Raw genomic sequence first — 13,855 nt, 5'->3', positions numbered from 1 at the left:
TAGTCTCTTAGCGATCTGCGACAACCACAGTAATGTGGCTTGAACGCTTCAAGATACGGTCCGCACGGCCTTTGGCACGAGGCATAATACGCTTCATGACAGGGCCCTCATCTACGAAGATTTTTGCGACGCTTAGATCGTCGATATCTGCACCTTCGTTATGCTCCGCGTTTGCGATAGCTGACTCAAGAACTTTCTTAACTAAGTCAGCAGCTTTTTTGTTGCTGAAAGTCAGAATTTCTAGAGCCTGATCGACAGACTTACCACGGATCAAATCTGCAACTAAGCGAGCTTTCTGTGGAGAAATACGAGCAAAGTTATGTTTAGCAACAGCTTCCATCATCTACTCCTTACTTCTTCTTCGCTTTCTTATCTGCAGCATGACCGCGATAAGTACGTGTTGGTGCAAATTCACCCAGTTTGTGACCGATCATTTCATCAGTTACGAAAACCGGAACGTGCTGACGACCATTATGGACAGCGATGGTCAAACCAATCATTGATGGAATGATCATTGAACGACGGGACCAAGTCTTAATAGGCTTTTTGTCTCCGCTTTCCACCGCTTTCTCTACCTTCTTCAGCAAGTGTAGGTCAATAAATGGACCTTTCTTGAGAGAACGTGGCATGGCTTATCCTCTTAAATAGATTACTTATTACGACGACGTACAATGTACTTGTCGGTGCGTTTGTTTTTACGGGTTTTGAAGCCCTTAGTAGGCATACCCCAAGGAGATACAGGGTGACGACCACCGGATGTGCGACCTTCACCACCACCGTGTGGGTGGTCAACTGGGTTCATCACAACACCGCGAACAGTAGGACGAACACCACGCCAACGTGTAGCACCTGCTTTACCAAGTTCACGAAGCATGTGCTCAGAGTTACCAACTTCACCAATCGTTGCACGACCTTCAGAAGGAACTCGACGCATCTCACCAGAACGCAGACGAATTGTTGCGTATGCACCGTCACGAGCAACGATTTGTGCATAAGCACCAGCAGAACGTGCAAGTTGTGCACCTTTGCCAGGTTTCAATTCAACACAGTGAACTGTTGAACCCACTGGGATATTGCGCATCGGCAGTGTATTACCTGCTTTAATCGGTGCGTCAACGCCAGACTGGATTACATCACCAGCTTGCAGACCTTTCGGTGCAATGATGTAACGACGTTCACCGTCTGCATAAAGAACCAAAGCGATGTTTGCACTACGGTTTGGATCATATTCCAGACGCTCAACTTTTGCCGGAATGCCATCTTTAGTACGTTTAAAATCGATCAAACGATAGTGTTGCTTATGCCCACCACCGATGTGACGTACTGTGATACGACCGTTGTTGTTACGACCACCGTTTTTAGAATTTTTTTCTAAAAGCGGCGCATAAGGCTTACCTTTATGCAGGTCATTGTTCACAATTTTAACGACGTGACGGCGACCAGCCGAAGTCGGCTTACATTTAACAATAGCCATTTTTCAACTACTCCTGTTATTCCGCGCCGCCAACGAAGTCAAGATCCTGACCTTCTTTCAAAGTTACATACGCTTTTTTCACATCACTACGACGGCCTTGGCGCATACCTTGACGTTTAGTCTTACCCTTAGTAATCAGGGTATTTACAGATTCAACTTCAACTTCAAATAGCTTTTCTACGGCTGCTTTAATCTCTTTTTTTGTTGCATCTTTCGCTACTTTGAAAACAACAGTGTTTGCTTTCTCAGCAACCATAGTTGCTTTTTCAGAGATGTGCGGAGCACGCAGAACTTTTAGTAGACGCTCTTCGCTAATCATGCCAGCATCTCCTCAACTTGCTTAACTGCAGAAGCAGTCATAAGAACCTTGTCAAACGCGATCAAGCTAACAGGGTCAATTCCTGAAGCGTCACGTACGTCAACTTTATAAAGGTTACGAGCAGCTAAGAACAGATTCTCGTCTACTTCACCAGTAACGATAAGTACATCGTTAAGCTCAAGTTCTTTAAGCTTAGCTACCAGTTCTTTAGTTTTTGGAGCTTCAACTGAGAAATCATCAACAACGATCAAACGCTCTTGACGTACCAGCTCAGAAAGAATGCTCTTCATAGCGCCACGGTACATTTTCTTGTTTACTTTTTGGCTGTGATCTTGTGGTTTCGCAGCAAAAGTAACACCACCTGTACGCCAGATTGGGCTACGGATTGTACCGGCACGAGCACGGCCAGTACCTTTTTGACGCCATGGTTTAGCGCCGCCGCCAGAAACTTCTGAACGTGTTTTTTGAGCACGAGTACCTTGACGAGCACCTGCTGCATAAGCAACAACCACCTGATGTACAAGAGCTTCGTTGAACTCACGTCCGAAAGTAGTTTCGGAAACAGTTAGTGCGTCAGCACCTTTAACCATCAATTCCATTACTTACTCCTAGACGTTATGCTTTAACAGCTGGTTTAACGATCACGTCACCACCGATAGCACCAGGGACTGCACCTTTAATCAGAAGCAGGTTGCGCTCAGCGTCGACACGTACGATCTCTAGGTTTTGAGTCGTTACACGCTCAGCACCCATGTGACCTGCCATTTTCTTGCCCTTGAATACACGACCTGGAGTCTGACATTGACCGATAGAACCAGGAGCACGATGCGACAATGAGTTACCGTGAGTCATATCTTGAGTGCGGAAGTTCCAGCGCTTCACAGCACCTTGGAAACCTTTACCCTTAGATGTACCAGTAACGTCTACTTTTTTTACTTCATTGAAAAGTTCAACAGTCAATTCAGAACCGACTGAAAACTCTTCTCCGTTTTCTAAACGGAATTCCCAAAGACCGCGGCCAGCGTCAACACCCGCTTTCGCGAAGTGACCAGCTTCTGGCTTAGATACACGGTTGGCTTTTTTCGCACCAGAAGTTACTTGGATTGCAGTGTAACCATCAGACTCAAGTGTTTTAACTTGAGCAACACGGTTCGCTTCAACCTCAACAACTGTAACTGGGATAGAAACGCCTTCTTCAGTAAACACGCGGGTCATACCCACTTTACGTCCGACTAGACCAATCATTCTTCTAATCTCCCTTAACCTAGGCTGATTTGTACATCAACGCCAGCAGCTAGATCGAGACGCATCAGAGCGTCAACAGTTTTGTCTGTTGGCTCAACGATGTCGATTAGACGTTTGTGAGTACGAATTTCGTACTGGTCACGAGCATCTTTGTTGACGTGTGGAGAGATAAGAACAGTGAAACGCTCTTTACGAGTAGGCAGTGGAATAGGACCACGAACCTGTGCGCCGGTACGCTTTGCTGTTTCAACGATTTCCGCAGTAGAAGCGTCGATTAATTTGTAATCGAAAGCTTTTAGGCGGATTCGGATACGTTGGTTCTGCATGAGACAGAGCTCCAAATTCAAAAAATTACACAAACAATATCGCCACTCATGCCCACTAAATGTGAGAGAATGTCGATTGATTCATGTGAAACCGTAGTTCCGCAATTGGGAACATTGTCAGCTAATTTAGATCAACTTTATTTAAGCTAATTTATATTAACTGCGAACATAAGCTAAGTATACATTACCTGATAAATCAATAAGATATATCAGCTCCTTGCTGCTCATTGGTTCACAACTGGCTTAACCAGTGGACGGGTATTATACAGATAGAACCGTCACATGCAAGGTGCGATGGAAAAATAATCGAAATAATAACAGAAGGTAAATTCTGGCTCCGCCATCTCATGCAGAGCCAGTTTGTCATTCGATGGAAAGTTTAACGTGATAAACGTTGTCTCACAGCTTCAAAAAGACAAATCCCAGTTGCGACAGAGACATTCAAACTAGAAACGCTTCCCGACATTGGTATCTTAACCAATGCATCACAGGTTTCTCTGGTCAGGCGACGCATTCCATCACCTTCTGCCCCCATAACGATTGCCAATGGGCCGGTCAGTTTGGACTGGAAGATATCCTGAGTCGCCTCACCAGCCGTACCGACAAACCAGATCCCCTGCTCCTGTAAAGCCTTCATCGTTCTGGCCAGATTGGTTACTCGGACTAAAGGTACTGTTTCAGCAGCACCACAGGCAACTTTACTCACAGTTGCATTCAGTGGCGCAGATTTATCTTTGGGAACAATCACGGCTGTAACACCGGCAGCATCTGCGTTTCTAAGACACGCCCCAAGATTATGTGGATCGGTCACGCCATCCAACACCAGGAATAGAGGGTGTTCCACCGTATTTAAAAGCGTATCCAGATCATGTTCATTCAAGGTTTTGGCCGGTTTCACTCTTGCCATCATCCCTTGATGATTCTCACCTTGAGATTTTTTATCCAGTGCCTGACGACTCATCTGCTGGATCGAAATGCCAAGCCGCTGCAACTCATTTAGCATGGGAAGAAGCCGCTTATCTTGTCGATCTTTCAAAACAAAGACTTCGATCAGACGATCCGGGGCTTTCTCTAACACAGCACTCACCGCATGAATGCCATATACAAATTCATTACTCATTTGTTACCTATTATTTATCAGTTTTGGCTGATTTCGCTTTACGCTGACGCGATTTTTTCTTACGGACCTTCTCCGACTTACTTTTCTTTTTAGCCGTCTTATTATTCTGGTCATTCCCATCATGAGGATTTTTCACCGGTTCAATAGCCGGTGTTGCTTTCCCCCGACGACGCGATGTTCCTTTCTTCCCTTGTTTTGCTTCAGCCTCACGTTTCTTGGCTGTCTTCCCTTCACCGCGTAGCTTACGACTTGTCTCGACTAATTCAAAGTCAATATGACGTTCATCCAGATTAACAGCCTGAACTTTCACTTTAACCGAATCGCCTAAACGGTAAATCAGACCGAAGCTTTCACCAATCAGACGTTGTCCCATCGGATCATACTGATAGTAATCATTGGCTAAGCTAGAGATATGTACCAAGCCATCAATATGTAGTTCGGTGAGACGGACAAAAAATCCAAAACCAGTGACATTGGCAATCACGCCATCTAACACTTCACCGACATGATCCTGCATGTACTCACATTTCAGCCAATCGGAAACATCCCGTGTTGCATCATCGGCTCGCCGCTCCGTCATTGAACACTGCTCACCGTAATAGTCCATCTCATCGAATGAATAGTGATAGCCTCCTGTTGGCGTCCAACGATCTTGATTCGTCCCCTGCTGTTTAGCAATCAGGTACTTGATTGCCCGGTGTAACAGGAGATCGGGATAACGCCGAATCGGGGAGGTAAAGTGGGCATAACGCTTTAAGGCTAACCCAAAGTGACCGCAATTATCGGGATTATATACCGCTTGCTTCATCGAACGGAGCAACATCGTCTGGATCAACTCATGATCAGGCCGGTTCGCAACTTGTTTCATCAAGTGCGCATAATCGGTCGGCGTCGGTGCCAGTCCGCCGGTCAGGTTTAGTCCCAGTTCTCCGAGAAAATCCCGGAATCCCATCAACCGTTCTTCTCCCGGGGTTTCATGAATACGGTATAGGGCGGGCTCTTTCATTTTTTCAACCAGCGACGCAGAAGCGATATTCGCCAAAATCATACATTCTTCGATGATTTTGTGTGCATCGTTACGGACTAATGGTTCGATCCGTTCAATTTTCCGCTGAGCATTAAAAATAAACTTCGTTTCGACCGTTTCAAATTCAATCGCCCCCCGGTTTTCTCTCTCACCTTTCAGAACCTGATACATCCGGTATAATTCTTCCAGATGGGGGACTAACGGTTCATAACGCTGACGAAGCTCCTCATCACCGGCTAAAATTGCGGCCACTTTGTTATAGGTCAGCCGCGCGTGTGAATTCATCACCGCTTCATAATGCTTATAACCTGAAAGTTTTCCCGTCGATGAGATTGTCATCTCACAGACCATACAAAGCCGATCAACTTGGGGGTTGAGAGAACAGAGGCCATTTGATAACACCTCGGGTAGCATTGGCACAACCTGAGACGGAAAGTAAACGGAGTTCCCCCGATTAATCGCTTCTTTATCCAGTGCAGAGTCGGTTCTGACATAATAACTCACATCGGCAATCGCCACCCAGAGACGCCAGCCACCACCGCTTTTCGCTTCACAATAAACGGCATCATCAAAATCTCGGGCATCTTCACCATCAATGGTGACTAGCGGCAATGCTCTCAGATCGACGCGCCCCTGTTTCGCCTCTTCCGGCACTTGTTCACTAAACAACTTCACTTGTTGTTCAACAGCTTCAGGCCACTCATGAGGAATCTGATGTGTCCGAATTGCAATCTGGGTCTCCATCCCCGGTGCCATATTTTCACCAAGCACCTCAACCACCTGTCCCATCATGCCACGGGAGCGACTCCCCCGATCCGTAATCTCTATTACGACAACATTTCCCATTCGCGCACCAGCACGCGCCTCATTGGGAATCAAAATATCATGACTAATCCGGGAGTCATCGGGGACGACATAAGAATAGCCATGCTCAAAGAAAAACCGTCCCACAATCTGGCTGTTTCTTTCCTCTAAAATCCTGACCAGACGACCTTCTTTCCGACCTCGCTTATCGGTGCCATTCGGTTGAATCAGAACATAATCTCCATGAATTAGTGTTCTCATCTGGTGATGTGGCAGTACGATATCTTCGTCTTTACCCCGAGTTCCCTCAGGTCTGAGCCAACCGTATCCATCTTTATGACCAATGACATATCCTTTAATCATTTCCAGTTTTTCCGGCAGTGCATAGCATTGGCGGCGCGTGAAGACCAGTTGCCCGTCTCTTTCCATGGCTCTCAGACGTCTTCGTAATCCTTCGTATTGCTCTTCACCTGAAAGGTGTAGCACTTCGAACAGGTCATTGCGATTCATCGGAACATTCGCCTGAGCCAGAAATTCTAAAATAAACTCGCGGCTGGGAATCGGATTGTCATAGTTATTTGCTTCACGATCAGCAAACGGATCATTTTGAGTAGTGTCAGACATAAGTCGTCCTAAGGAAGAAGGTAATCTCTTAAAATACTTTCTGAATCAACCATGTTTAAATGATGATCCAGAAAGCATGAATGTAGCTTATTGAAGATATATTAGCGGGAAGTTGTGATTTCTTCAAAAATCAGGCGGTTAAACTAAGGAAGTTTCAATCAATTGTAACAGAAACGAACGCATCACGATACCGTGTGCTACCACAGCGTTTCTCTCATTTTCGCACGAGCGATAATATTCTCAGGCATCCGCTGTTCAAGCCCCTGACGCAACATCGCAATACGTTTGTGCATACGTGTATCAGCCGTGACAGAATGATAGAGCCATCGATAAGCATCTTCATAATCAAGTGGACTGCCATAATCCCGGAGTAACAACTCAGCCAGTTTCACGCGGGCTTTCAAATTGCCCATTGCGGAAGCTTCTCTCAGATACACAATGGCACGTTCACGATCTTGCTGAACCAGCACACCTTCAGCGTAATAGCGACCTAGCTGCTCAAGCGCTGTCGGCAATCCCTGACTGGCTGCAGCTTCCATATAATATAAACCCAGTTCAGCGTCCTGTTCGACACACACGCCCCATGCCAACATATCGCCATACAAGAATTCATACGATGGTAAATTGATCCGCGTAGCCCGGGCAACGATATCTTCAACGAGCTGACATTTATCAGCTTTCACTCGCTCCAGATGCTTATTCTGTTCGATCAGTTGAATTAACTCAGCTTCGGAATAAATTTGGACTGGCGGCCCGACATCAGCGACAGTGGCATTGACTGAAACGCTCAACATCATCATTAACAACGAAGCTGCTACGCTTAGTAGCCTCATATACATACTCTTTTTTGAACGATCGCTTAACAATATCACCCACTTTGGCTAGGGCTTAAATACCGTATCGGCAGACGAACAAATGACTTTAGGAGAAAGTTGTTGTTGATTTTTTGCACAACACAACTGTACATAACAATCCCCAAAAAAGCAAAAAGCCGGTCATTAAAGACCGGCTCTGACAATCAAGTCGTATAGGCTTACGCAACACTGAACGGATGAACTTTAATAATCGTTTCATTCCGATCCGGGCCGGTTGAAATGATATCAACAGGAACGCCTGTTAATTCTTCTATGCGCTGAACGTAGTTCAATGCCGCCTGAGGTAAATCTTCAAGCTTCTTAACACCAAAGGTACTTTCAGACCAACCCGGCAGTGTTTCATAAATCGGTGTGACGTGATCATAAGCATCTGCCGCCATTGGTGACACTTCTGCGATTGAACCGTCCTTCATTTGATACCCGGTACAGATTTTGATTTCTTTCAAACCATCTAAAACATCTAGCTTGGTCATACAGAAGCCGGTAATCGAGTTGATTTGAATCGCACGACGCATCGCAACCGCATCAAACCAGCCACAGCGACGTTTACGTCCGGTTGTCGCACCAAACTCCTGACCTTTCGTCCCCAAATGCTCACCAATTTCATCATCCAGCTCAGTCGGGAAAGGACCGGCACCCACACGGGTACAATAGGCTTTGGCAATACCGAGAATATATCCGAGATGACGCGGGCCAAAACCAGAACCGGCAGCAACACCACCAGCGGTCGTATTTGATGAAGTGACATACGGATAAGTCCCGTGGTCGATATCCAACAACGTTCCCTGTGCACCTTCGAACATGATTTTGTCACCACGTTTGCGAGCGGCATCCAGTTCATCTGTCACATCAATAACCATTGACGTTAATACGTCAGCATAGCCCATGACCTGTTCGAGAACTTCATCGTAACTCACTGGTTCTGCTTTATAGAAATTGACGAGCTGGAAGTTATGATATTCCATGACTTCCTGTAACTTAGCGGCAAAAGTGCTACGATCAAACAAATCTCCGACACGCAGACCACGACGTGCGACTTTGTCTTCATAAGCAGGCCCGATTCCCCGACCGGTTGTACCGATGGCTTTCGTACCACGAGCTGCTTCGCGAGCCTGATCCAGAGCAATATGATAAGGCAAAATGAGCGGACAAGCTTCAGAGATAGAAAGACGTTGGCGAACAGGAATGCCTCGAGCTTCAAGCGCTTCCATTTCTTTTAAAAGTGCATCCGGTGAAAGCACAACACCATTTCCGATAATGCATTTGACGTGTTCGCGGAGAATACCGGATGGAATCAAGTGAAGAACGGTTTTTTCACCGTCAATGACCAGAGTATGACCTGCATTGTGACCGCCTTGATAACGAACCACATATTTTGCATCTTCAGTAAGCAGATCAACAATTTTCCCTTTACCTTCATCACCCCATTGGGTGCCTAGTACGACAACGTTATTTCCCATCTTTCCAAATCTGATTGCTGGTTAAAAATGGATTCTACCACCGAATGTGGGATGATGCAGTCATTTTTTAAGCATAAAAAATTCATAAAAAAACGCTTTTTGTTCGATTTTAGAATCAAAAAGAAATCGTTTGCGTAAAATGTCGACTTACACCTCATCCGCGTAAATTTTGATCTGTTTTTTGCCATGAATGTCGATACAACTCCGATACATACCCTCACAGTTCATGCCAAAATGAATCTCGCCAGACCGGTCAATTGCAATCACGCCACCTTCTCCGCCCAAGTTTTTCACCTCACCTTGAATGACCGCAGTGCAAGCTGTATGTACATCTTCCCGTAAGTAACGCATTCGTGCAGCAATATCACTGGCAACACAACAACGAATAAAGGCTTCTCCCATACCGGTTGCGGATATCGCAACATTATGATTTTCTGCATAAGTCCCGGCACCGATAATCGGAGAATCCCCGACTCGCCCAAACTGTTTATTGGTGATGCCACCGGTACTGGTTGCAGCAGCAAGGTTGCCATCCTGATCCAATGCAACGGCACCGACAGTGCCAAATTTATGATCATCGGGATAGCGAGACTCCGAAAGTGCCGTCGTCCCTTCTGCTTTCATGGCTAACAGTTGCTCGTAACGTCTGTCGGTAAAAAAGTAATCCTGCTCGGTATAGTCATAACCAAGCTTTGCAGCAAATTCTTCCGCCCCTTCACCAATTAACATGACATGCTCACTCTGCTGCATCACATCTTTAGCCAGTTGCACTGGGTTTTTGATATGACGCACCCCGGCAACCGACCCGACTTGTCGATGTTCACCACTCATCACGGCTGCATCCATCTCGACCATTTCTTTCGCTGTCAGAACAGAACCTTTCCCGGCATTAAAATGAGGAGAGTCTTCAAGAATTCTGACCGCACAAACAACTGCATCGACAGCACTCCCACCTTGCGCCAGTAACTGATGGCTCTGAGAAACCGCTTGATCCAACGCCTGTTCTATCGCTCGCTGTATTTCATCCGTCATTTGGGCATGCAAAATCGTGCCAGCGCCGCCATGGATTGCAATCGCAAAAGGTTTATTCATATATATCCCCGTCAGGCCATAAAAAAACACCTGCACAAAACGGCAGGTGTTTCCATCTAGATTCAGTGAAACGAATCAGGACAATTAATGGCAGCCACACCCGCCATTGCCGTCACAGCTCCCTTCTTCACCGTGATCATGTCCACAGCCACCGCCTTGATGAATATGTCCATGAGCAACCTCTTCTTCTGTTGCAGCTCGAACCGCGACAACCTCAACATCAAACGTCAGTGTTTGACCGGCCAGCATGTGGTTACCATCAACCACGACTTCATCACCGTCAACTTCGGTAATCTCAACCGGGATTTGGCCTTGATCCGTTTCAGCCAGAAAACGCATTCCCGCTTCGAGTTGATCGACACCATGAAAAACATCAGCCGGAACACGCTGTACCAAGTCATCATTGTATTGGCCGTATGCGTCTTCAGGTGCAACTGTTGCGGTAAATTTATCACCAGCAACTTTACCTTCAAGTTCACGCTCTAGGCCGACAATCAGGTTGTGGTGACCATGCAAGTAATCAAGCGGGGCATCAGCGGTTGACTGATCAGCGACAACTCCGTCTTCCAGTTTGAGTTGGTACGCTAAACTCACCACAACATTCTTTTCAATTTTCATAAACGCTCCAAGGCATCGAGTGTATTTTGTCACCTATTGTGACCGTGTTGCATCTGTCCAAGTGATTCGAAATCCTTGGAGAACTGAACAATATTATGAAGAAGTCTCTCGTAAACCTCAATTAGTCCGGTTTAAAAATGCCAATCATCGTTTCTTCTGCATGAGAAGTTTGTTCAACAGAACGTGGCGTTCGCTGTTCTGTATAATCACATTCCACACATTCGACATGCTCAACATGATTCTCTTCCCACCAGCGAAGAGCATCGGCAGTATGACACTGCGGACAACTGGCTCCGGCAATAAAACGTTTCTTTATTCGCACAAATCAATCCTGATCTCTTTCCCAAAAATCACGAGCTTGATGATCTTTCTCCATCTCGCGCCCAAATATTTCTTCCAACTCTTGCCGGGTCTCTTTGGCACGCAACGACAGTTGCTTACCTTCATTATGCATTGGCAACAGCTCTTCCAGCATTGCATTATCTAAACGACAAAAATGTGATTCAGCTCGTTTTGCCTGATAGGGATGCATCCCTAATTCAACCAATGTTTGCCGCCCCAGATCCAGCGCGCCCAAAAATGTTTCCCGCGAGAAGTGCGGTACACCATGGTTGAGTAACTGATAAGCTTCAACCCGGCTGCGCGCCCGCGCTAAAATTTTCAATTTCGGGAAGTGATTCTGACATAACGTCACAATTGCCATCACCTCATCCGGATCATCGGTACATACCACAACTGCTTCAGCATCTTCAGCCCCGGCAGCCCGGAGTAATTCCAAGTTGGTCGCATCACCGTAAAAAACCTGATAGCCATATTTGCGCAACAGTTTGATTTGACTCGCATCACTTTCAAGAATAGTCACTTTGATTTTATTGGCAAACAGCAAACGTCCCACTATCTGTCCAAACCGCCCGAACCCGGCAATAATGACTCTCGGATCATTATTTTCGACATCAACCGTTAAGTCATCCGCAGAGTTAAACTCCCGGGCAAACCAACGTTTCTGAATGCTGAGCAACAGTGGTGTTGTCACCATCGATAAACTGACGACTACCAGTAAAAAGGACGTCTGATCCGCTTGCAGTAACCCCTCAGACTGCGCAGCGGTGAAGATAACAAAGGCAAACTCTCCCCCCTGACTCAAAATGGCCGCCATACTGCTCCGGGCTTTTGCACGCGTTCCGAACAGTCGCGCCAGTAAATAGAGAATCCCGCCTTTAATCAATACCAGTAATGTGACGGCAGCCAGAATCTGTAACGGACTTTTGAGTAGCAGTCCTAAGTCAACGGCCATACCAATCGCAATAAAGAATAGCCCGAGTAATAGCCCTTTAAATGGCTCGATAGAGACTTCCAGTTCATGGCGAAACTCACTCTCCGCCAATAACACACCGGCAAGAAAAGTCCCTAATGCCATTGAAAGACCTAAAGATTGCATCAGTAACGCAATCCCAATCACTAACAGTAATGCTGCTACAGTGAATAACTCCCGGACGCCACTCATCACGATATAGCGAAATAACGGGCTCAACAGAAAATGGCCGCCGACCAGCAATCCGACAATACCACAAAGCATCCAGAGAGCATCAATCCACTCTCCGGCTGAATTCCCGGCTAATACCGGTAACAGCGCCAGCATAGGGATCACGGCAATATCCTGAAATAACAATACCGCAAAACCAGATTGCCCGGTTTCACTGCGCTCCAGTTCTTGCTCTTCGATGACTCGCAAAGCAATTGCTGTCGAAGAAAGAGCGAGCCCCATCCCCATCACCAGACTGACCTGCCAGCTACCGACAAAAAAATGGATCAGGCTGGCTAATACGGCACTGGTTACCACAACCTGAGCACCGCCAAGCCCCAGAATCGGCGATTTCATCTGCCAAAGCTTGCGTGGATTCAGTTCAAGCCCAATCACAAACAGCAATAAAACCACACCGAACTCTGCAAAATGCAGAATCGCCTCAACATCGCTGATTAATCCCAGCCCCCAGGGGCCGATTGCAACCCCGGCCAACAGATATCCTAATACCGACCCGAGGCCCGCACGCTGGGCTAACGGCACAGCGATGGCTGCTGCTGTCAGAAATACAGCACCACTTTGTAAAAAATCATTCGTCAATGCTGCCATTTATTGCTCCTCTGAATTGTGAGTACCGACTATCTCGGGGGCACTCAGCCACTGACGATAAGAATCAGCATGTTGGTATCTTGCAGTTTCAGTGACATTACGCGACCAGTATAAGATCAATGGCTCACACCATGACATACGGCAAAGAGAGGCAACCAACTCAAACGGCTGTAGAATTTCATCCAACGGATACTTGTTATATCCCTTATGACCAAAAGCAGTCTTTTTGCCGCCGGTGGTGATCACACTGCGCCAGATTTTACCGGCCAATGCGCACTGAGACCCGAATGCAAAATCTTTGCATAAGACCCGATCCAACCATTCTTTTAACAATGCGGGACAAGAATACATATAGAGCGGATGCTGGAAAACAATCACATCATGTGCCATCAACAGACTTTGCTCAGCATCAACATCAATAAAAAAATCCGGGTAGGTTGCATAAAGATCATGGATGGTGACATTCTCCAGCGACTCAATCGCTTTAATCAATATCTGATTCACAATCGAGCTCTGTGGCTCCGGATGAGCAAAGATCACCAACACTTTGGGGCACTTGGGAAGCGGAACCGTATCTGCCATGACTAACTTCACTCCTCTGTCTATTTACCTGAATCATAACGTATTGTAACCACTCCGTACGGATCTTCCCCAGATTTCTGTAATAATTATTTACGTTGCTGAACCATACCAACTCAAATAACAGACAATTCAGATGTCAAATATGCAGACACGGCTCT

16 protein-coding genes are annotated in these 13,855 nt (G+C 46.3%); all 16 read right to left on the bottom strand.

Annotated elements, in window-relative coordinates; translation table 11 throughout:
- Positions 1-7: 7 nt before the first annotated feature.
- On the bottom strand, positions 8-340 hold the full coding sequence (gene rplV / locus VR7878_RS12105; RefSeq protein WP_038179118.1) for a 50S ribosomal protein L22: 333 nt from the start codon (positions 338-340) through the stop codon (positions 8-10).
- Between the two features lie 10 nt (positions 341-350).
- Complete coding sequence (rpsS, locus tag VR7878_RS12100) at positions 351-629, bottom strand: 30S ribosomal protein S19 (protein ID WP_004398469.1); 279 nt, start codon at positions 627-629, stop codon at positions 351-353.
- A gap of 20 nt (positions 630-649) precedes the next feature.
- Positions 650-1,474, bottom strand: a complete 825-nt coding sequence (gene rplB / locus VR7878_RS12095; RefSeq protein WP_077336352.1) for a 50S ribosomal protein L2 — start codon at positions 1,472-1,474, stop codon at positions 650-652.
- A 16-nt stretch (positions 1,475-1,490) separates the two neighbouring features.
- Positions 1,491-1,793 carry a 50S ribosomal protein L23 gene (gene rplW / locus VR7878_RS12090; protein ID WP_021019645.1) on the bottom strand — a complete coding sequence of 101 codons (303 nt, stop codon included), beginning with the start codon at positions 1,791-1,793 and terminating at the stop codon, positions 1,491-1,493.
- Positions 1,790-2,392, bottom strand: coding sequence for a 50S ribosomal protein L4 (gene rplD / locus VR7878_RS12085; protein WP_077336351.1), 603 nt, complete (start codon positions 2,390-2,392; stop codon positions 1,790-1,792). Before rplD ends, rplW begins: the two co-directional genes overlap by 4 nt.
- 16 nt (positions 2,393-2,408) lie before the next feature.
- Positions 2,409-3,038 carry a 50S ribosomal protein L3 gene (gene rplC / locus VR7878_RS12080; protein WP_038179124.1) on the bottom strand — a complete coding sequence of 210 codons (630 nt, stop codon included), beginning with the start codon at positions 3,036-3,038 and terminating at the stop codon, positions 2,409-2,411.
- Positions 3,039-3,052: 14 nt separating this feature from the next.
- Complete coding sequence (gene rpsJ, locus VR7878_RS12075) at positions 3,053-3,364, bottom strand: 30S ribosomal protein S10 (RefSeq protein ID WP_001181007.1); 312 nt, start codon at positions 3,362-3,364, stop codon at positions 3,053-3,055.
- Between the two features lie 379 nt (positions 3,365-3,743).
- Positions 3,744-4,484 carry a 23S rRNA (guanosine(2251)-2'-O)-methyltransferase RlmB gene (gene rlmB / locus VR7878_RS12070; protein WP_077336350.1) on the bottom strand — a complete coding sequence of 247 codons (741 nt, stop codon included), beginning with the start codon at positions 4,482-4,484 and terminating at the stop codon, positions 3,744-3,746.
- 10 nt (positions 4,485-4,494) lie between these two features.
- The gene (gene rnr, locus VR7878_RS12065; protein WP_077336348.1) at positions 4,495-6,939 is read right to left on the bottom strand and encodes a ribonuclease R; all 2,445 of its coding nucleotides are present in this window, start codon (positions 6,937-6,939) and stop codon (positions 4,495-4,497) included.
- Between the two features lie 197 nt (positions 6,940-7,136).
- Complete coding sequence (gene motX / locus VR7878_RS12060) at positions 7,137-7,772, bottom strand: flagellar protein MotX (protein ID WP_077336346.1); 636 nt, start codon at positions 7,770-7,772, stop codon at positions 7,137-7,139.
- Positions 7,773-7,972: 200 nt separating this feature from the next.
- Entirely contained in the window at positions 7,973-9,274 is a 1,302-nt protein-coding gene (locus VR7878_RS12055; protein ID WP_077336340.1) for an adenylosuccinate synthase, read from the bottom strand.
- Between the two features lie 147 nt (positions 9,275-9,421).
- Positions 9,422-10,366: an isoaspartyl peptidase/L-asparaginase family protein gene (locus VR7878_RS12050; RefSeq protein ID WP_077336424.1), complete on the bottom strand. Its 945-nt coding sequence runs from the start codon at positions 10,364-10,366 to the stop codon at positions 9,422-9,424.
- Positions 10,367-10,450: 84 nt separating this feature from the next.
- On the bottom strand, positions 10,451-10,984 hold the full coding sequence (slyD, locus tag VR7878_RS12045) for a peptidylprolyl isomerase (RefSeq protein WP_077336339.1): 534 nt from the start codon (positions 10,982-10,984) through the stop codon (positions 10,451-10,453).
- A 121-nt stretch (positions 10,985-11,105) separates the two neighbouring features.
- Positions 11,106-11,306: a YheV family putative zinc ribbon protein gene (locus VR7878_RS12040; RefSeq protein WP_077336338.1), complete on the bottom strand. Its 201-nt coding sequence runs from the start codon at positions 11,304-11,306 to the stop codon at positions 11,106-11,108.
- A gap of 3 nt (positions 11,307-11,309) precedes the next feature.
- Positions 11,310-13,115: a glutathione-regulated potassium-efflux system protein KefB gene (gene kefB, locus VR7878_RS12035; RefSeq protein WP_077336337.1), complete on the bottom strand. Its 1,806-nt coding sequence runs from the start codon at positions 13,113-13,115 to the stop codon at positions 11,310-11,312.
- Positions 13,116-13,697, bottom strand: a complete 582-nt coding sequence (gene kefG / locus VR7878_RS12030; protein ID WP_077336336.1) for a glutathione-regulated potassium-efflux system ancillary protein KefG — start codon at positions 13,695-13,697, stop codon at positions 13,116-13,118.
- Positions 13,698-13,855: the final 158 nt, after the last annotated feature.

Origin of the sequence: Vibrio ruber DSM 16370 (genome assembly GCF_900163965.1) — a bacterium.
Taxonomy (GTDB): Bacteria; Pseudomonadota; Gammaproteobacteria; order Enterobacterales; family Vibrionaceae; genus Vibrio; species Vibrio ruber.
The sequence above is the reverse complement of the archived record's forward strand: the minus strand, read 5'-3'. Positions and strand labels throughout refer to the sequence as shown.